Annotated in this window: 13 protein-coding genes; 7 read left to right on the top strand and 6 right to left on the bottom strand. The window is 35.1% G+C overall.

Features of this window, described 5'->3' with window-relative positions; all coding sequences use genetic code 11:
• Positions 1 to 458: 458 nt before the first annotated feature.
• Both HCX49_RS24345 and HCX49_RS24340 read left to right on the top strand, forming a co-directional pair.
• Positions 459 to 3,755 carry a SusC/RagA family TonB-linked outer membrane protein gene (locus HCX49_RS24345; RefSeq protein WP_168128389.1) on the top strand — a complete coding sequence of 1,099 codons (3,297 nt, stop codon included), beginning with the start codon at positions 459 to 461 and terminating at the stop codon, positions 3,753 to 3,755.
• An 11-nt stretch (positions 3,756 to 3,766) separates the two neighbouring features.
• On the top strand, positions 3,767 to 5,452 hold the full coding sequence (locus HCX49_RS24340) for a SusD/RagB family nutrient-binding outer membrane lipoprotein (protein ID WP_168128388.1): 1,686 nt from the start codon (positions 3,767 to 3,769) through the stop codon (positions 5,450 to 5,452).
• A gap of 274 nt (positions 5,453 to 5,726) precedes the next feature.
• Here HCX49_RS24340 and HCX49_RS24335 read toward each other — a convergent pair whose 3' ends face one another.
• From HCX49_RS24335 to serS, 4 genes are all read right to left on the bottom strand, one after another.
• Positions 5,727 to 6,761, bottom strand: coding sequence for an endonuclease/exonuclease/phosphatase family protein (locus tag HCX49_RS24335; RefSeq protein ID WP_168128387.1), 1,035 nt, complete (start codon positions 6,759 to 6,761; stop codon positions 5,727 to 5,729).
• Between the two features lie 239 nt (positions 6,762 to 7,000).
• A complete protein-coding gene (locus HCX49_RS24330; protein WP_168128386.1) occupies positions 7,001 to 8,476 on the bottom strand; it encodes a SusD/RagB family nutrient-binding outer membrane lipoprotein in 1,476 nt (491 codons plus the stop codon).
• 13 nt (positions 8,477 to 8,489) lie between these two features.
• The gene (locus HCX49_RS24325; RefSeq protein ID WP_168128385.1) at positions 8,490 to 11,720 is read right to left on the bottom strand and encodes a SusC/RagA family TonB-linked outer membrane protein; all 3,231 of its coding nucleotides are present in this window, start codon (positions 11,718 to 11,720) and stop codon (positions 8,490 to 8,492) included.
• Positions 11,721 to 12,263: 543 nt separating this feature from the next.
• Positions 12,264 to 13,535 carry a serine--tRNA ligase gene (serS, locus tag HCX49_RS24320; RefSeq protein ID WP_168128384.1) on the bottom strand — a complete coding sequence of 424 codons (1,272 nt, stop codon included), beginning with the start codon at positions 13,533 to 13,535 and terminating at the stop codon, positions 12,264 to 12,266.
• Between the two features lie 299 nt (positions 13,536 to 13,834).
• Here serS and HCX49_RS24315 point away from each other — a divergent pair, with 299 nt between their 5' ends.
• The 5 genes from HCX49_RS24315 (at position 13,835) to HCX49_RS24295 (ending at position 19,188) form a co-directional block, all read left to right on the top strand.
• Positions 13,835 to 14,827: an aldo/keto reductase gene (locus HCX49_RS24315; protein ID WP_168128383.1), complete on the top strand. Its 993-nt coding sequence runs from the start codon at positions 13,835 to 13,837 to the stop codon at positions 14,825 to 14,827.
• 139 nt (positions 14,828 to 14,966) lie between these two features.
• The gene (gene rsmI / locus HCX49_RS24310) at positions 14,967 to 15,632 is read left to right on the top strand and encodes a 16S rRNA (cytidine(1402)-2'-O)-methyltransferase (RefSeq protein ID WP_132772171.1); all 666 of its coding nucleotides are present in this window, start codon (positions 14,967 to 14,969) and stop codon (positions 15,630 to 15,632) included.
• A gap of 33 nt (positions 15,633 to 15,665) precedes the next feature.
• A complete protein-coding gene (locus HCX49_RS24305) occupies positions 15,666 to 16,379 on the top strand; it encodes a PH domain-containing protein (RefSeq protein ID WP_132772170.1) in 714 nt (237 codons plus the stop codon).
• A 2-nt stretch (positions 16,380 to 16,381) separates the two neighbouring features.
• Entirely contained in the window at positions 16,382 to 18,010 is a 1,629-nt protein-coding gene (lnt, locus tag HCX49_RS24300; RefSeq protein WP_168128382.1) for an apolipoprotein N-acyltransferase, read from the top strand.
• A gap of 50 nt (positions 18,011 to 18,060) precedes the next feature.
• Positions 18,061 to 19,188 (top strand): cysteine desulfurase family protein, encoded by a 1,128-nt coding sequence (locus HCX49_RS24295; protein ID WP_168128381.1) that lies wholly within the window; start codon positions 18,061 to 18,063, stop codon positions 19,186 to 19,188.
• A gap of 66 nt (positions 19,189 to 19,254) precedes the next feature.
• Here HCX49_RS24295 and HCX49_RS24290 read toward each other — a convergent pair whose 3' ends face one another.
• Together HCX49_RS24290 and HCX49_RS24285 are read right to left on the bottom strand one after the other, a co-directional pair.
• Positions 19,255 to 19,674 carry a copper resistance protein NlpE gene (locus tag HCX49_RS24290; protein ID WP_021189447.1) on the bottom strand — a complete coding sequence of 140 codons (420 nt, stop codon included), beginning with the start codon at positions 19,672 to 19,674 and terminating at the stop codon, positions 19,255 to 19,257.
• 84 nt (positions 19,675 to 19,758) lie between these two features.
• On the bottom strand, positions 19,759 to 20,091 hold the full coding sequence (locus HCX49_RS24285) for a tetratricopeptide repeat protein (RefSeq protein ID WP_132772167.1): 333 nt from the start codon (positions 20,089 to 20,091) through the stop codon (positions 19,759 to 19,761).
• Between the last annotated feature and the right edge of the window lie 331 nt (positions 20,092 to 20,422).

Below are 20,422 nucleotides of genomic sequence, written 5' to 3'. Positions count from 1 at the left end.
GAATATCAATAATTTTAAAATAGTATTATTCAAATTTATAACGGTCAAGATATACTTTTTATATTTCAGATAATAATAAAATCAGGCTAAAAAAGTATAATATTGGGGTAAAAAACTTTTATTTTTTTTTTAATAAGTATTTCAATCTTTGTGTTTTTTTTTATATTTGTAAAGCCTATTCTTAACAATAGAAAAGAATTTCATAAAGATTTTATTTTTTAGTCATAATTCTCTTTTAGGATATTCTTCTTATTGTTAAGTACTAATCAAACATTATTACGCATTTTAATTCTATTAATTTGAGAATTAATAATCTTGTTAATTTATGTCAACGATAATTTAACAATTCAAACTAACTAACTAACTAACTAACTAACATAAAAACAATAAACTAACCAAAGAAAAAATTACCAGAATAATGCCAACTAACTAAACAATTTTATTTTACCTATTTTTTTATGCATGTATTTTTTAAAAAAAACACTGGAATTGCGTTATGCACGCTATTTAGTGCAACCTCCTTGTTTGCCCAGCAAACCATCAAGGGCACAATTTCTAATGAAAAGGGACCTATAGCGGGGGTAACAGTTACCGTTATCGGCTCAAATCGGGCTGCACAAACTTCACATGATGGAACATTTTCCATCTCTGCTAATCAGGGAGATAAGCTTCGTATTTCGATGATCGGATATCAAAGTGAAGAAATTACTATCAGTAGTAATAAGAGTCTGACCGTGAGCTTAAAAGAAACTGCTGCATCCTTAGATGAAGTTGTGGTTACAGGTCTAGGCGAGTCGCGTGAGAAACGACAATTAGGTTATGCCATGACACAAATTAGTGGTGACGAAATCCGTAGAACAAACGCAATAAATCCAATTGCTGCATTGCAAGGAATGGTTCCAGGATTGCAAGTCAATGTCGGAACAGGAGGACCACAGTCTACTCCTAGATTTCAGATCAGGGGAGCGGGATCATTAAACCAATATGGCAATACCCCATTGGTTGTTGTTGATGGAATTATTATGGATGAAGAAGTTGTACTTCCTAATCGAGGTGGAGACCAGGATTTTGGGAATGTTCTTAAGAATATCAGTCCAGACGATATAGCAACAATTTCAGTTCTAAATGGAGGTTCTGTAACAGCATTGTACGGAAGCCGTGCGGCCGGCGGGGTTATTCTGATTACAACAAAAAAAGGATATTCACAAAAAGGTTTTGGTATTGGCTTTACACACACGCAGGGCTTTGATAAACCATATGCTACTGCTGATATGCAAGATAAATATGGTCCCGGCTCTAATCCAAATGCTGTATATGTAGCAGGAACAGATGGTTATGAACAGATTCCAACAACAAATTATGGCTATAGTTTCGGTCCAAAATTTGATGGTAGAACGGTAAAAGATGTAGATGGAAGACTCGTTCCTTTTCAAACGAACAATAATCCATTAGATCTATTCCGTACAGGAAGATACAATAATTCCAACCTATCACTTCAAGGTGGAAATGAACAAACAACGTTCAGGATGTCATATTCCAATACCAATTCTACAGGAGTGGCGCCCAATAACAAGCTCACGAGAAATAATTTTAATTTAAGAGCTACCCATCGTATGGGTAAATCGATTATTCTCGATGCAGGTGCTACTTATGTCAATAGTCAAAGTTTCAATCCACAATATGGGGGTGAACGTTGGAATATGGGCAATAATGTAATGTACGGTTTATCATATGGTATGCCACGTTCTTATGACCTTAATTATTGGAAAGATAATTATAAAGATGCTATAAATGGAGGTGTCACCCAAGATGATCCTACTGGTAAAGCAAGTCTATTATTTACGCTTTATGAACAAAAACAACAACAAATCGAAGATAATTTTAGAGGAACATTTAATGCTCGTATTAATTTTACAGATTGGTTGATGTGGGAGAATAATTTCACTGCGAATCTTTTTAGTACTAACCGTCAAATGAAAAATCGAGGTCAGGAAGAAGGTTTCAACGGAGGTTCTTATAATAACAGGAGTTCACGGGTTCTACAGACTCGGTATCGCTCAAATTTAAATTTCACAAAAAAAACAGAAGATTTTGAACTCACACTACAAGCGGGTGGAGAGGTCAATCATTCCTTACGCAATGGTATGTATGGAAGAACTGATGGGATGCTTATCGCCGATGTATTTCGCCTATCAAATTCTAAACTTCCGGCTATTGTGAATGAAGATAAACCGAATCAATCCCGTATTGTATCAGGTTTTTTCCAAACAGCTGTAACATATAAAAACTGGCTGACGCTCAACCTATACGGTCGGAATGACTGGGATTCAAGTCTAGTATATCCCGATGGATCAGGTAATTTTTCTTATTTTTATCCAGGGGCCGATTTGTCTTGGGTATTGTCGGATGCGCTGAAACTTCCTGAAAATATATTTAGCTTTGCTAAATTAAGAATGTCCTACAATAAAGTCGGCAGAGGAACGTCCACTTATAGAGCAATGACAGGATATTATACTGCAAATACTCCTTATGGTGGTATTCCGAATTATGGTTTCGACTCAAAAACATTAGGAAACCGGAATCTAAAACCAGAGAGTAGTGATACCTATGAGATCGGAACTGAACTTAAAATGTTGAAAAATAGACTAGGTTTTGATTTTACGTATTATACTAAAAATACGATCGATCAGATCACTTCAGTGCCAATTTCTCAAGAAAGTGGCGTCACTGCAGCTTTGGTGAATGGAGGACATATTAGAAGTAGAGGAATTGAAGCTCGGCTTTACGGAACTCCTGTTAAAACACAAAATTTTTCTTGGGATGTAAATTTTAATTATTCTAGAGATCGCAATAAAATCATCAGTCTTCCATTTGGCGCTGGGGTTCAAGAACTTGATGCAGATGATGGTATCCGCTCTATAGCAAAAGTCGGTGGTGATTATGGGACACTTGTTGCCAGTTATGGCCACGCCCGTTTTCAAGCAAGAGATGGTGCAGGAAATCCCATTGATCATGTGAATAATGGAAAGCCAGTTATGGCAACGACTGGAAATATTGGTTACTATTTGCGTTCTCAAAACTACGCACAGGGCTTAGAAAAAGAAGTAACAATAGGTTCGTCACTGCCTGACTTTATGGGAAGTTTATTAAATAGATTTAACTACAAATCTTTCTCGTTTAGTTTTATGCTGGATGCAAAATTTGGTGGTATGGTCTATTCTCCTACTTACAATTATGGAATGCAGACTGGACAGATTGCAAGTTCACTTTATGGTAGACAAGGAGAAGCTGGAAGTGTCGCCTACAAAGATGCTAATGGTAATGAAGCTTGGGGTATTATACCTGATGCGGTATTCCGTCAAGGAACTGTTGTCAATGGTAATGATCTATCTGGGATGTCTTATCAAGAGGCTGTAGACAAAGGATGGCGATTGCCGATCAGTGCTGTCAATTATTATAACAATTCTTACGGATGGGGTAATGGAATTCGTGAATTATCAACATTTAAGTCATCTTGGTTGATTTTAAGAGACGTATCATTCAGCTATGATTTACCAACTGAAACTGCTTCACGTCTAAAATTGAATAATTTGAGACTTACTCTTACTGCCCGTAATTTAGGCTATCTGTATAATACTTTACCAGATAATATCAATCCAGAGGATAATAGATCATCTGGCTCTATCAATGCATTCTTGGGTGGTGGCTCTCCAATGATCCGGAATTTTTCTTTCACAATAAATACAAACTTCTAATGATTATAAATATGAAAACCTCATTGTATAAATATGCTTTAATACTATTTAGCTTGTATTTTGTAGGCTGCAGTAAGGAGAAGTTTGCTGAATATAATACCGATCCTGATGCCGTTACTAAATTACCAGTTGATTACTTATTATCAAGAGCGATTATCGCTACTAATGATAATGATTTTGATGCTTATTACGATAACTATAGTTATATAAGTCGTTGGTCCCGTGTTTTCTTACAAAGAACTGGAAATACGTTTACTGTAACAGATAATGCAGCAAATGCTAATAATCGTTATGGACGCTTTTTTCAAGATGTAGGTCCTCTTTTAGAGGATATAAAACAAACTATTGATAAAATGCCTGAAGATGAACGTGCTAGAAATCTTTATAAAAGAACTATCGCTACGGTCTTGCGAGTACAACAAGCTTGGTATGTGACAGACGTAAATGGCAGTATTCCTTATGATGAAGCCTTTCAGGCACGATATGGAGGTACACTGCAACCGAAATACAATACACAAGATGAACTCTATAAAATCTTTGAAACCGAATTAAAAGAGGCTGCAACTATTTTAAATACCACTCAAGCTGTGGAACAATTTAACTACGGTACAGCTGATCTTTATTTTGGTGGTGACGCAAAAAAATGGGCTAAGACAGCCAATTCGTTACGTTTAGTAATTGCTCTTCGACTTTCGAAAAGAGACCCCGAGCGTGTGAAAACTATCGTTCGGGATGTGCTGAGCCATCCTGCTGGTTTAATGGAAAATGCATCTGACAGTTGGATGTTATCAGCTCGTACGGAATTTACGTCTGGAGGTAATTGGAATATAACAGGAAACGGACGTCTTTTCGTTGGTGAGCATGGCGTAGTTAATTATATGTGGAATAACACTGATCCTCGTTTACGATTCTTCTTCCGTCCGAATCAGTGGAGCGAAGAAAATTTCCAAAAAGCAAAAGAGCAAGGTGTAATTAATGAAACTGCAAAATTTGATACAAGAAGATACTACGGTCAGTTTTCTAATCCAGAATTACCTAATAATCCTATCAAAACTCGTTTTTTAAACCCATACCAGATTAAAGATGGGGATAATTTGGTTACTTTAGATACGGTATCAAGAATTCAAGATCGTCTTTTTCAACCAGAGAACAATGCCGGTAGGGGAACGGGAATTATTCCGATCTTAACTTATGCCGAACTTTGTTTTGCACGAGCAGAACTGGCTCAACGTGGTTGGTCTAATGAAAATGCAGAAGAGCTATATTATAAAGGAGTGGATGCTTCACTTAAATTTTATGATAATCTAGCAAAAACTGCACAAGTTTATGACTATGTTCCATTAACGGATAGTGAAATTACAAACTTTAAATTACGTTCTGATATTGTGTTCAAATCTACTACAGGTCTTGAACAGATTATACTGCAGGCTTATTTGAATTACTTTAGAAATTTTAATGAGGCGTGGGCTTTAGTTAAAAGAACAGGAATGCCTAATAAAAATACAAAACTTATTTTTGAAGATTGGATCAATGAAGGTCAAACTTTAGAAATTCCAAGAAGGTTTGTAATTAATTATGCGTTGGAAGGTGATTTAAACTTTGATAATAGAAACTCTGCTATTGACGATATGCGAAAGGATCCAGATTTTGGTGATCCATCAAGTATTCAAGGCCGAGTTTGGTGGGATAAAAAGTAATAAATATTAAATAATCAAAAGAGGAGTGAAATTTTCAAATTTTCACTCCTCTTCTTTTTATAAAATCTTACTTTAGAATTCTTGGTATCAGATTCTCAACCTTTACTTACAATTTTGATACTACAAACAATTATACTTACATCATTTTTGCATTTTAAAGTTAATCTAGTTTACTTTCAGAAAAACATTACAGTAGGGCAACCTCACCTTTAGTCGCCCTTTTGTCATTACACTTATTAAGCATTTATCTTAAAAATAAGACGCTTCAAAAAGTTTAAAACTCCAACTCGACAAATAAAGCTTTATGATCAGTGGGCCATACTCCTACAGGTAGCATAAATTCATCCTGACTATCCTCATCTTGTTTTTTACCATACTTTACTGTTCCAGAAGGGCCAACAATTTTAACTTCAGAAACTTTTAAAGGCTTATTTGTTCTATAATAAACATAATCAATACGATCCCTGTCATCTGCCTGTGCCGCCCAAGCTAATTTATCAATAGCGATATCTTTGTTATAGGCTGGATAAGTAAAACCGGGATGACTAACTGGGTTGGGATATTTTTCTCTAAAACTATCTACAAAGCCAGCCTCGGTTAATAATACAGAACAGTCCCATGGAACTACAGCACCTCTATGATCAAACAAATCTTTTGTTTCACTAGTCCAATCTAAATGGGACGGTTCATTGAAGTCACCGGCAACTACAATCGTCTCACTATTACTTTCTTTATCTGCATCTAGAATGATATCACGTATCGCTTCGTCCCGCTTTCCTTTTCTATTTGCTTCTATTATGCTTGCTACATCTACAATCGGCTGATCAAGCTTTTTCCAGGTAACACCATCATACCCTCTAGGCAGATAACAGGCATAGTTAGTATAATCCAAATGAACAGCATAAAATGTAAAATTTCTACCTGCTACTTGAATTTTACTTTTTAACACATTACCCACCTTATTGGCTTCAGTATATAAGGGTCTTTGATCCTTAATAGGGAATTTAGAAATGAAAGCAACATCTAAAGATGGTTCACTGGATATACCATAATACACGGCATCTTTATTTTTTAATTCTGCCAGGATTCGTTGTACAAAATCTGTGTTATTGTAATTCCTTACCTCACTAAACAACACTACGTCTGCTTTCTTAGCAATAATTTCATCTGCAATAGCTGGAAAGCCATCTGGAACCATTGTTCCTTCCTGCCAGATATTAATTTGAAATATTTTCAATTGAGATTTTTGTTGAGCAAGGGCCACTTGTCCAGCAAAAAAGATGGTCACTATGTATAGAAACTTCTTCATATTTCTTATTATTTTTATATTTTTTAAAACTTTTTATTTTTGTAAATATCCTAATCTTTGAAAAAAGATGCAGTTATTTTCTATTAAACCACTTTATATGTTCATTTCAAAATAATAAACTACTGGGTCAATCAATTTTCCAAGATGAATATATAAAACTATTGTTTTATATAGATTGCTAAAAATAAAAAAGCGATCCCTTTCGAGATCGCTTTTTAAAAATTATAACCTTAAAATTGTTATTTAACATCCCACCATACGGGTGTATAGATAACTACATTGCCAGGATAATTTGCGTTAGTGGTTGCTTCACTATTTGCATATGGCATTCTTAAAGGCATTCTACCTTCTCCTAAGGTAGAAGCAGCAGACGTAGTAAAGAATGTCGGATAACCTGTTCTTCTCCATTCAGTCCAGGACTCAAATCCTTGAAAACCACACAATGCAAAATATTTTTGTGTGATAATTGCCTTTACTTTTGAATCTACATTTCCAGAAAATACAGCATCTGGAGCCTTAGCAATATAATTTGCCGCTTCAGCAGCATAACCTGTTGCCTTAAAACTCGAAGTAATACCAGATTCATATAACGCCTTAGCATCACCAGCCCCCCAGCCCTTTACAACAGCTTCTGCTTGCAAAAACAAACTTTCAGCATTTGAAATCAATTTAACAGGTGCTACTGCTGATGTTGGCTCAACTGCACGTCCGCCTACTAAAGGTGACGGAGATGACACCAATTTCTTTGTATTAGCACTATATGTTCCTTGATTAATAAATGCGATGGTGTCCTGAACGACTCCATCATTATTAACTACTTTTTCGTAGAATGCAAAAACTCTTGGATCATTGTTTTTCACAAAGGCTTTTACAGCTGTTCCACTAGCTACCACATTTTGAGTTTTACCTAAACCTACCATTTCATTATAAAATGGATTCTCGTTACCTCCAGTGGTAGTATAATTAATCGTTGCATCTTCATCTAGGAAAACTGGGCTTGAAGCATAAAGCGCTTTAATTCCTGCTGATGCTTTAGCAGCATCAACATTCGAAATTCTTAAATATGCTCTTAATTTTAAAGTATTTCCAAAAGCTTTCCACTTATTTAGATCGCCGTTAAATAGCATATCTTGACTCGTTACAGGAATAGCTTGCTTCGTTTGCAATAAAGCAAGACCTTTATCAATATAGTTGAAAATTGAATCATATACAACTTCCTGAGCTTCGTATTTAGGATTTAAATTACCCGCTGCCTGCAAACTTTCAGATAATGGAATATCTCCAAAAGCATCTGTTGCAATTTGAAAAGTATATGCTTTCAAAATATAAGCCATACCTTTATAATTTTCATTTGCTGATGCCTTTGTTTCGATAATCAAATTTGCATTATTCAAAGCATTTCTATAAAGAATCAACCAAGGGCGATCCATTGCTGAATTAACGATCCTATATTGATCTAAAGTACGGTATTGTGATGAGGTAGGATTTTGTGTCCAATATTGTCCCCAAATATTACCATAAACCTGAAAATTGTTCCCCACTACTTGACTTATTGCAGCTTCTACTGTAGGCAATAATAAACCTGGAGTAGCTTGTTCAGGGTTATTTGGATTATCATTAATATCCAAAAACTTATTACATCCTGTCAAACCAACTGTGCCAATTAAAGCTAATATTAAAAGCTTTTTAGCGTTTTTTAAATATATAGTTTTCATACTTTACTTGCTATTAAAATGAGACCTTAAGGTTGATACCATAGTTTCTTAACGAAGGTTGAGCTGTAAAGTCAAAACCTTGCGCATTGCCAGCTCCCGCAGAATTTACTTCTGGATCAGCATATTTATTTTCGCTAGGCGTCCAGATAAATAAATTGTTCCCAAATAATCCTATAGAAGCCGCTCCAAATGGAGTATTCTTTAATTGATCTTTAGTAAGCTTGTAAGATATTGTAAGATTACGCAACTTAATATAAGTTGCATCTACAATATTAACTCCTGCCTCCATATTCGGATAGTAATCCACTTTATCGTATGTTGCAGTTGTATTTACTACCGAATTTCCAGCAGCGTCTAAATATACCGAATTGGGAAAAATTTGACCAAAACGCTCTCCGCCAGTTTCAGCAGATGTACCCACAAAACCTAAGATATCTTTTGTTCTAGAATAGAAAACACCTCCTTGTTTAGTATCAAATAAAGCACTCATTGACCAATTTTTATATGTCAAGTTAGTACCCAAAGATGCTTGAAAATCGGGATTATATGTGCCTAAATATTGAGGTGAAGAAGAAACTACTGGTAAACCTGTTTTTTGGTCAACAATTGTACGACCTAATTCATCTTTAGCATTGGTAACTCCATAAAACTCCCCATAAGGACGGCCTACTGCAGCAACTATGTTCATTCCAGAGAAACCTCCAACAGAAACTTGCTCAACACCATTCATCAACTCAACAACCTCACTGTTGTTTTTAGTGAAGGTTCCGAACATCTCCCAAGTAAAATTTTCAGTCTTGACAGGTGTACCTCTCAATGTTAACTCGACACCAGTATTCTTAACTTTACCAGCATTTACTAAACTAAAACCATATCCTGTAGAAGCAGGAATTGGAATACTTAAGATTTGATTTTTTGAATTGTTGTTATAGTATGTAAAATCGGCGTATAAACGATTGTTGAAGAAACCTAATTCAGCACCAATCTCAAAAGAAGTAGTGATCTCTGGCTTCAACTCTGTATTACCGATCGTACTACTTGACATCAATGCCGAAACATTACCAAATGGAAAGGTTGTTGTTCCAAAACCACCATTGATTTCACCACGAGAAAAGGTCGTTAATAATTGGTATGGATCTGTATCAGAACCAACCTGTGCCCAGTTAGCACGAAGTTTTGCATAATTAAATTTATTTTTCAGTTCTGAGGTAAATAATTCAGAAAGAACAAATGATCCACTTACACTTGGGTAAAAGAATGAATTATTTTGTTTTGGCAATGTTGAAGACCAGTCATTACGAGCAGTAGCTTGTAAATATGCAATGTTTTTGTATGAAACATTTAAATCTCCATATACTCCAATTAATCTTCTATTACTCCAAGAGTCTTCTATTAAATCTAATGGACCATTACTATTAGCCAAATTATACCATCCTGGTACTACTAAACCGCCACTTGCATTTGTTGCGGTGCTAATATTAGAGGTTTTACGTTGACGAATATTATTACCCAACATGAAAGATGCTTGCCAATCATCATTGAAAGAATGCGTAGCTGTCGCCATAAAATCGTGTACGATTTCATTCACATTATATTGATCAATTCTATACTGTCCTGGATCTGTCTGAATATTCGCATCTGAATAATTTCCAGATGTATTATCTGCTGGTATGAAACTATATTTTGGAGATTCTGATCGGCGACGATCAGTATAATTATCCAAGCCTATACGCTCTTGGAAAGTTAACCACTCTAATGGCTTATAATTAACATTAAAGTTACCTGTTATACGATTTACATCATTGTAATTATTGTAGTTCTCCAATACCCAATATGGGTTATTTGAATATGCTCCATAGTAACCATAAACATCATTACGTTCTACACCATTTGCATCTGTAAAACCGTAACTGTTGTAAGGATTGGATAAATCTTTGAAACTTGTAATATCCATATCACGTGGCGTTTGCAACAAATTGTTGTACACGGAACCTCCACCTTGACCACCACCAACATTATTACTATTGATACGGCTATAATTAAAGGAAACACCAGCAGAAAATTTGTTAGAAAATTCTGTTGATCCGTTAAAACGAACACCGTATTTATTATAGGTATCTTTTTTACCAGGATAAACACCATTTGAGTTTAAAGCATTTAAACCAAGATAAAAGGTAGATTTATCTGATCCGCCTGAAAAACTTAAGTTATTATCTGATGCTAAACCTAGATCAAAAAAATCTTTTACATTATCCTTTACTGCAGAATAAGCTTTTTTCTGACGAACACCATTTATAGCTTGTCCCCATTCTTGAATCTCACCTGTAAAAGGAGCTCCCCATGACCAGTTTTCCTTTGGATCATTTACGAAAAAAAGTTCTCCTTCTTTGGTGTAATCAGAATAACCTTGTCCATATTGGTTTTGAAATTCTGGTAATTTCAAAATAGAAGACATCGTATTGGTCGAGCTAAAAGTAATTTCATTCTTAGCGCCCTTTTGACCACTTTTCGTTGTAATAATCAGCGCCCCATTTGATGCTCTAGAACCATACAAAGCTGCTGCAGCAGGACCTTTCAAAACTGTTACAGTTGCAATATCATCAGGATTGATATCATTACCGCGGTTACCAAAATCAACACTGGATAATGATGATGCACCTCCAATAACGCTTGAATTGTCAATTGGAGTACCATCAACAACAATAAGGGCTTGATTATTACCTGAAATGGATGATCCACCGCGTAAGACAACACGAGAAGAACTTCCTGGAGAGTTAGATGTCGAAGTAATATTAACACCAGCAACTTTACCTGCTAAAGCACCGATGGCACTTGAATTTCTTCCTTCCGTTAATTCATCACTTTTAAGAACAGGTGCAGAATAACCTAATGATCTTTTCTCTCTTTTGATTGCATTTGCCGTTACAATAACTTCTTCTATCGCATTAGTATTATCTTCCAATGATATATTAAAAACTGAAGTATTGTTATTAACTAGGATTGTTTTTTCGCCAAAACCTATCGAGCGAAATAAAACTACCTTGCCTGCTGGTACACTCAATGAATAGTTACCGTTTGCATCGGTTTGGGTAGCTTGATTAGTTCCTTTCACAACAACAGTAACTCCTGGTACCGCTTGGCCAGTTGTTGATGTAACACGTCCACTAATCTTCTTCTCTTGAGCGAATGCTACTGATGATAGAATCATCCCCCCAACGAGAAAACTAAGTAATGTTTGTTTCATGTTATTTAGTTTGTTAATTAATTTATATAAATATGTTTATGTCCATAAAATTAGATGTGTATTTAAAACGTTTAAGCTTTAATTGTCTAAACAATTCAAAAAACACAAATCAAAACCTCCTTCACCTTGACGGATAGCTTTTCCTTTGCAAACAGATTTAACAAATTGTAGATCCAACAAATAGTGACAACAATCAGTTCACTATGGTGATCTTATAAGAATCTGTAAATTTTCTTTTTAAAATTTACGATGAATAATGTGGTAGTAAACCTTCATAGACATTACATCTTGAAAGCGGGAAGCAAATATATATAGACAAAGTTGTTATTACAAGTATTTTAACAAAAAAGTTTTTTTTTCATAACTAATGTAAATATGAAGCTTCTATATTACGAATAATGCAAGCAGCACTGATATAAATTAAATTTTCATAATTCCCCATTACACAGAATTAAATACGGCAATCATTAGATTTAACAAAATTTTAACATAAAAAAAGGGTTGTAAAAAATTACAACCCTTTCAATTTATATTAAATTAATATCAATCGATATATTCAAATCCTGTATAGGGAACTAGTACTTTCGGTATTTTTATACCCTTATCTGTTTGATTATTCTCCAATAAAGAAGCGACTATACGTGGTAAAGCTAATGCAGATCCATTTAATGTATGAGCCAATTGCATTTTACCATCCTGGTTTTTAAACCTCACTTTCAGACGGTTAGATTGATACGTTTCGAAATTTGAAACTGATGACACTTCTAACCAACGTTTTTGAGCGGCGCTGTATACTTCCAGATCATAAGTCAACGCGGCTGTAAAGCTCATGTCACCACCGCAGAGACGCAATACACGATAAGGTAATTCAAGTTTTTGTAACAGTCCCTGCACATAAGTATTCATTTCTTCCAATGCATCATAAGAACGATCGGGATGAACGATTTGTACTGTCTCTACTTTATCAAATTGATGTAAACGATTTAAACCACGAACATGCGCACCATACGATCCCGCTTCGCGACGGAAACAAGGTGTATAAGCACAATGTCTAATAGGAAATTGTTCTTCTTTTACGATAACATCGCGATAGATATTTGTAACGGGAACTTCCGCTGTTGGTATCAAGTATAGATCATCGTGTGTTACATGATACATCTGGCCTTCCTTATCAGGTAACTGACCTGTAGCAAATGCAGATGCCTCATTAACCATAATAGGTACCTGTACTTCTTCATACCCCACTTTTGCAGCTTCATCTAAAAAGAAGTTGATCAATGCACGTTGCAAGCGAGCTCCTTTTCCTTTATAGACAGGGAAACCTGCACCTGTTACCTTTACACCTAACTCCAAATCTACGATACCGTATTTAGTTAACAGATCCCAGTGACTAACCGCATCATCTGCTAATGTAGGGATAGTTCCGTTTTCTAACACAACTTCATTATCATCTGCTGATACACCTACAGGAACGGTAGTATGTGGAAGATTGGGAAGTTGGACAATCTTTGCATTTAAATCCTGTTCAACACGATCTAAATGATCTGTCAAACTTTTGATCTGTTCTTTATATCCGGAGGATTGGGATTTTACGGCTTCAGCTTCTTCTTTTTTACCTTGACGCATTAATTCTCCGATTTTTTTTGCGGATGAATTTGCTTCAGCTGAAAGGGCATCTGACTCGGATTGAATTTTACGACGTTGTTCATCCAAAGTGATGATTTCATCTACTAATCCAATTTCCTTGAAATTTTTGACACCTAATCTTTCGATTACCTTATCCCTGTTTTCACGGATATAATTCAATTGCAACATAATTGTATGTATTTTTAAAGAAACAAACTTAGATAAATTTGTTTTATTTACAATTTTTATTCTGTCATTTATTAAACAAAATTGTTCGTTCCCGCCCTTTCTATTTGGCACTCATGATTGTTATACACGAATCGATATCCCACTCTTCCATCACGAAATATTATAGAGAAGAAATATAATAGGTGAAGTTCAATTAATAAGTCCGAATGAAAATTAAAATCAATTTTACATCAAGATCTTTATATATGTAAGATTACTTGTAAATTGCCTTTATATAAAATCATAAAGCATAATAACAGATGCACTATACACCTGCGAATAATCGATATCAAGAAATGGAATACCGCCGTTCGGGTAATTCCGGAATTAAATTGTCAGCAATCTCATTGGGCTTATGGCAAAATTTTGGTCATGTCAATGATTTTGAGAACAGTCGTAAGTTAATACAGACAGCATTTGATTCGGGTATCACGCATTTTGACCTTGCGAACAACTATGGGCCGCCTCCTGGTTCGGCAGAAGAAAATTTCGGAAAAATATTACAGACAGACTTTAAAGGACTTCGCGATGAAATGATTATCTCTTCCAAAGCTGGTTATACGATGTGGGATGGCCCGTATGGGGATTGGGGTTCGAAAAAATACCTAGTCTCTAGCTTAGATCAAAGTTTAAAAAGAATGAATCTGGATTATGTAGATATTTTTTATCACCATAGACCGGACCCGGAAACACCATTGGAAGAAACAATGGCCACTTTAAACTTATTAGTCCAACAAGGAAAGGCTTTATATGTCGGGATATCGAACTATAAAACACCTGAAGCAAAACGTGCGATAGATCTTTTAAAACAAATGGGCACGCCTTGTCTCATCCACCAACCTAAGTATTCTATGTTTGAGCGCTGGGTCGAAGAAAGCCTATTGGATTTGCTTACAGAGGAGCAAGTCGGCTGTATTCCTTTCTCACCCTTAGCCCAAGGTTTACTTACTGATAAATATTTACATGGTATTCCGCAAGATTCACGAGCGGCTTCTGGAAGTATTTCACTTCATGAAAGTGATATCACTTCAGATAAAATCGAAAAAATAAAAGCTTTAAACGAAATAGCGCTGCATCGAAATCAAAAACTGGCACAAATGGCTGTATCGTGGCTATTACAGAAACCTCAAGTGACATCAGTTTTAATTGGAGCAAGTAAAGTATCACAGATTCAAGATGCCGTCAATGCGGTAAAGAACCAGCAATTTACAAGAGAAGAATTACAGCAAATTGAAAATATTTTAGCAAAATAAATTTAAAAAGCTCATTTCATATTAGGATTCTATCCAATGAAATGAGCTTAATACTACTATAAATAAAATAGCCCATGCTATTAAAAAAAGGCAAGTCAAAGCCTTGATTACAATTATTAAAAAAAACTTACCTTTGTAAATGCTTTATTTAGTTCCTACGCCAATTGGCAATTTAGAAGACATGACTTTTCGCGCTATACGTGTGTTAAAAGAAGCAGATGTTATTCTTGCCGAAGATACACGCACAAGTGCCCCCCTTTTGAAACATTTTGGAATCGAAAAAAAAGTATTTGCGCATCATCAGCACAATGAACATAAAGCGATTTCAGAAATCATTAGATTTCTAAAAGAAGGTCAGACTATTGCCCTAATTTCAGATGCCGGTACTCCAGCTATCTCTGACCCCGGTTTTTTATTAGTACGGGAGGCAATTAAAGAGGGGCTTGAAGTACAATGTCTACCTGGTGCAACCGCTTTTGTTCCTGCCTTGGTTAATTCTGGACTTCCAAATGACCGTTTTTGTTTTGAAGGATTTCTACCTGTGAAAAAAGGACGTCAAACCCGTATGAAATTCTTGGCTGAAGAAAAACGAACGATGATATTTTACGAATCACCACATCGTATCCTTAAAACAATTGATGAGTTTATTCAAGTGTTTGGAGCAGAAAGACAAGCTTCGATATCACGAGAATTAAGTAAACTGTATGAAGAAAATGTAAGAGGTACTTTAACTGATTTAAAATTACATTTTGAAAACAATCCTATTAAAGGAGAATTTGTATTTTGTGTGGGAGGTTTAGAATAAGTTTAGCCTTCATTTATTTAAAATAGATTTAACATGAACTTTGAACTTTTTGCCATTGATGGCCAGGACATAAAAATTGTAGAAAAGTTAGTTGTCAAATTGCAAGACATGATGACAGAGGGAGAGCGAATTGATTATATCGCCGTACAGAAAAAACCGGCCGTTACCATTCTTCCCGACAGTATAACGATTAGTAACAAACGTATTTTCATGTGTGAATTTACAAAGCTGGGCTTAGCAACAGATTTTGAAATTTTCAGTTGGAAAGATATCAAAGATATCGCGTTTAAAGAAGAAATTTTTGGTTCTAAGGTTACCGTAATCCCTAGTACTGGGGAAAATTTAAGTATTGATTACATCCCTAAAGTACAGGCACGTAAATTATACCAGCTAATCAAAGGAGCTTTAGAAACATCTAAATTAAAAGAAATCGAGCAGGAGAGAGAAAAATTTATTGTAACCGCTCCTAAACAGACAGCTCCCTCATTTGAAATTCATCAACCTATAATAGAGGAAGAGCCTACCTCTAAAAACATACCGTCCTTGCCTATAGTGGAAGAGGTCAATGAAACTATTGTACCCGAAACTACAGTCCCTCCAATTATTGAGGTAACTGCACCTGCTGTAGTTGAAGAAGATGATGAGATAACACTCAAATTAAGAAAATTAAAAAACCTCTTTGACAAACAGTTGATTACACAGGCAGAGTACGAAAACAAGAAAAACGAAATCTTATCTCAAATTTAATCGTGAGAAATCAATATTTACTGGCACTTTTAAGTGCCTTTTTATTATGGTTAGGATGGCCACCTGTACCTTACAGTAGTCCGATCTTATTAATTGCCTTTCTCCCGCTCTTAATCGCAGTTGAAAATATCATCCGTAATCAAACCTATATTAAAAAAGGTAAAAAGATTTTTTTTACAGCAGGATTAACGGCAGTGCTATGGAATACGGCCTCTATTTATTGGGTATACAATTCTATATCTGCAGTAATGCCCTGGTATATTGCCATTTTTATTTCACTCATTCCTTTTTTATTAGGATCATTATTAATGGCACTTGCATTTCGACTATACTATCAAATGCGGAAAAAAACATCCATTATTCTTTCCCTGTTTGGATTAATGGCCTTCTGGATATCTTATGAATATTTACATCAATCCTGGGATCTAGCATTTCCCTGGATGACTTTAGGTAATGGGTTCTCAAATTTTCATCAATTAATTCAATGGTATGAGTTTACTGGAGTATATGGTGGTACAATGTGGATATGGTTAAGCAATATTTTAATTTTCTTACTTTATTTAAACAAGAAAGAAATGAATATTGTAGCAAAACCTCGTAGGATTACTATTGTGTTAGTCCTTACGTTGCTTATCCCCTCTTCATACTCAGTCATTCGCTATATGACGTACGAGGAGCATATTAACCCTTCTCAGATTGTAACTGTCCAACCTAATATTGACCCATTTGGAAAATTTGGTCATATCAGCCCTGAAGAACAATTGCAAACTTTGATGCAACTATCAAAATCTGTTGCCAAGCCGAATACGGAGTTTTTTATATGGCCAGAAACAGCATTGTCACAAAGAGGTGATTTCGATGAAGAAGATTTTAGAATTACAAGTACATTTGATTCGCTTATTAATTTTCTAAATGACTATAAAAATGGCAACGTACTATCTGGGATAGAGAGTTATAGATTATATAACGATAAAAGAACAAGTACTGCTAGAGAAGTAGGACCAAACTTATATAAAGACAATTTCAATGCGGCAACTTTAGTTGACGTGTCTTCCAAACTACAATTTTATCATAAATCGAAACTAGTTCCCGGTGTTGAGCAAATGCCATTTGGCACTGCTATTAATTTCTTAAAGCCTTTATTTAGTGCATTTGGCGGAACGACCGGAGGATATGGAAAACAGGATAAACCATCGGTATTTTATTCACAAAGTGGTATCGGTGCAGCTCCCGTCATCTGTTATGAGTCTATCTGGGGGAATTATGTTGCACAATATATCCAACAAGGGGCCCAATTTATTGCCATCATTACAAATGATGGTTGGTGGGGAAATACTTCTGGTAAAGATCAGCATTTAGATTACGCAAAGTTAAGAGCCATTGAAAATCGAAGATGGGTAGCCCGCTCTGCGAATACGGGAATATCGGGCTTTATCAACCAGCGCGGAGACATCATTCAAAAAACAGATTGGTGGGTACCTGCAGCCCTAACACAAGAAATCAACCTCAGTGAGGAATTGACTATTTACACAAAAAATGGTGATATCCTCGCTTATCTAGGTCTTTTGGGGGCTTTGCTTGCCACACTGACCTTTTTTAAAAAATCAAAAACAAGCAATTTTATTAAATAATCTCAATACCATTAAATAAGTAAACTTACTTTTACTTAATTTTGTCCATTATGCAAGTATATTTTGATAATGCTGCAACTACAGCGCTAGATCCAGAAGTCATTCGTGTCATGATAGACACCATGGAAAATAATTTTGGAAACCCTTCTTCTATTCATTCACATGGACGACAAGTAAAAACAATTGTTGAAAAGGCGCGTAAATCCATTGCGCAAATCTTACATACTTCTCCATCTGAAATTTTCTTTACCTCTGGTGGTACAGAAGCTGATAACATGGCAATTGTACGTTCTATTGTAGATTTTGGAATTACACATGCGATCACTACACCAATAGAACACCATGCTGTGCTTCATACATTAGAAGAATTGGAAAAATCAGGAAAAGTTCATCTCGACTTACTGCATGTAGATTCCACTGGTAATATTGATTTAAATCAATTAGAAGACTTACTCTCAAAAAACCCTAGAACTTTCGTTTCCATTATGCATGGTAACAATGAACTTGGAAATTTAAATGATATTGAAAAAATATCAGAAATATGTCAAAAGTATAAAGCAATCTTTCATTCTGATACTGTCCAAACTATGGGTCACTATCCACATGATCTAAGTAAGCTAAAAATTGATTTTATAACGGGAGCTGGACATAAATTCCATGGACCGAAAGGAGTTGGTTTTCTATACATTAATGCAAATACGAAAATCAAACCCATGATTTATGGTGGTGCACAAGAACGTAATATGCGTGGTGGAACTGAAAATGTATATGGTATCGCAGGACTAGCAAAAGCCTTAGAACTGAGCTACGAACATATGGAAGAACATAGTGCTTACATACAGGGGTTAAAATCTTATATGATTGAACAATTGCAGATAGCAATTCCAGATATTAAATTTAATGGTGTCACTGAACCAAATAAAGCACTTTACACTGTTTTAAACGTATCATTTCCATGTACGGATATGGCAGATATGTTATTATTCAATCTAGATATTGCTGGTATTTCCTGTTCGGGTGGAAGTGCCTGTAGTTCTGGAACCGATATCGGATCACATGTACTAGGAGCTATAAGGGCGGACGGCACAAGACCTTCAGTACGTTTTTCTTTCTGTAGAAACAATACAAAAGAAGAAGTAGACTTCGTTGTTAATCACCTCAAAGAGATCTGCAAATAGAAAAAAACTAAAAAGACCTTCAAAATTTGAAGGTCTTTTTTTGTTAATGTGATTTTATTAAAATGACTATTGTGTTAGTTTTTCTAACTTATAATTCTCTGCCAATTCTCCGACGATTTCATTACCTGATAAATCCAATTGCCAAAGTTTTGCCTTTTCACCCAGTTTGAATTTATAATCCACTCCTTCAAGTGTGATCACATTATTTTCAAATTTCCACTTTCCATCTTTGACAAATACTTCATCACTTTTATTAAGATATTTTGAGGTATAACTATAGGAAAAATTTTGGTTTAACTTTAAAACAGTTTCGATCCCGTCACAATCTGCACAAGGCATTACTCCGCTGTATGCTCCGCTCAATTCATATAGAGTAGCGCTTTGGTGATCTTGTTTGTCTTTAACTGCTTCAGCACCTTTACGTTGGTTATCACATGCAACAAAAACAAATAAGATACAGCATAATATAATAAATAGCCTTTTCATCTTCTTTAAAACTCTTTCTCAAATCTCCACAGAGATATAGACAAATTAAGTACCAAAAAGCAAGATTAAAATGTTAAAAAAATGTTAATATTCATCTTCATCATCTCCGTCCAGTAAACTTAATGCTCCGCGCAATTCACTTAACGCATGCATATTGCGTTTTTGTTGTGTTATGACCATACCTTTTTTATAAATATCTCGTGCATCTTCTACACGATTCATTTTCTCATAAAGTTTCCCCAAGTGGTAATAAGTTCCAACATAATCGGCATGATCACTTATCAGATCAGTATACCCCTTAAGCGCCTCATCTTGATTTCCTAATTTTAAATATTCGGTAGCCAAAGCATATTTCAAAAAAGGATCTTGTGGAGAATCTTTCAAAAACTCCTTCAATTGTTCTAAACGGTCTGACATTATGTATAGCTTTTAATTTTATACCGGTAAAGCTACAAATAATCAAAGAAGCTAAAAAGCTCATTTCGACAACAAATTACTATGCTAGCATACAAAAATGACAAACCATTGACGAATCATAAACTGTATAAAATTTAATCAACCTATAATAAAAAATACACATTTAATAAATAAAAATCTATTTAAAGACCATAAATTATCAATAAAATAATTTACATACCTTTATTTTAACAAAAACATAACTCAACATTCCATTGCAGACAGTATGGTACTCTCCCAAATTATCTTTACATTTAAAGTAAATTATATTAGGTTTGTATAAAACGGTAAT

The sequence above is a fragment of the Sphingobacterium sp. B16(2022) genome, assembly GCF_012030425.1.
GTDB classification, from domain to species: Bacteria; Bacteroidota; Bacteroidia; order Sphingobacteriales; family Sphingobacteriaceae; genus Sphingobacterium; species Sphingobacterium anhuiense.
The sequence above is the reverse complement of the archived record's forward strand: the minus strand, read 5'-3'. Positions and strand labels throughout refer to the sequence as shown.

Excerpts from the sequence above, each read along its gene's own strand:
- HCX49_RS24345 (WP_168128389.1), top strand. The coding sequence starts at position 459 with ATGCATGTATTTTTTAAAAAAAACACTGGAATTGCGTTATGCACGCTA.
- HCX49_RS24340 (WP_168128388.1), top strand. The coding sequence starts at position 3,767 with ATGAAAACCTCATTGTATAAATATGCTTTAATACTATTTAGCTTGTAT.
- HCX49_RS24335 (WP_168128387.1), bottom strand. The coding sequence starts at position 6,761 with ATGAAGAAGTTTCTATACATAGTGACCATCTTTTTTGCTGGACAAGTG.
- HCX49_RS24330 (WP_168128386.1), bottom strand. The coding sequence starts at position 8,476 with ATGAAAACTATATATTTAAAAAACGCTAAAAAGCTTTTAATATTAGCT.
- HCX49_RS24325 (WP_168128385.1), bottom strand. The coding sequence starts at position 11,720 with ATGAAACAAACATTACTTAGTTTTCTCGTTGGGGGGATGATTCTATCA.
- serS (WP_168128384.1), bottom strand. The coding sequence starts at position 13,535 with ATGTTGCAATTGAATTATATCCGTGAAAACAGGGATAAGGTAATCGAA.
- HCX49_RS24315 (WP_168128383.1), top strand. The coding sequence starts at position 13,835 with ATGCACTATACACCTGCGAATAATCGATATCAAGAAATGGAATACCGC.
- rsmI (WP_132772171.1), top strand. The coding sequence starts at position 14,967 with ATGCTTTATTTAGTTCCTACGCCAATTGGCAATTTAGAAGACATGACT.
- HCX49_RS24305 (WP_132772170.1), top strand. The coding sequence starts at position 15,666 with ATGAACTTTGAACTTTTTGCCATTGATGGCCAGGACATAAAAATTGTA.
- HCX49_RS24295 (WP_168128381.1), top strand. The coding sequence starts at position 18,061 with ATGCAAGTATATTTTGATAATGCTGCAACTACAGCGCTAGATCCAGAA.
- HCX49_RS24290 (WP_021189447.1), bottom strand. The coding sequence starts at position 19,674 with ATGAAAAGGCTATTTATTATATTATGCTGTATCTTATTTGTTTTTGTT.
- HCX49_RS24285 (WP_132772167.1), bottom strand. The coding sequence starts at position 20,091 with ATGTCAGACCGTTTAGAACAATTGAAGGAGTTTTTGAAAGATTCTCCA.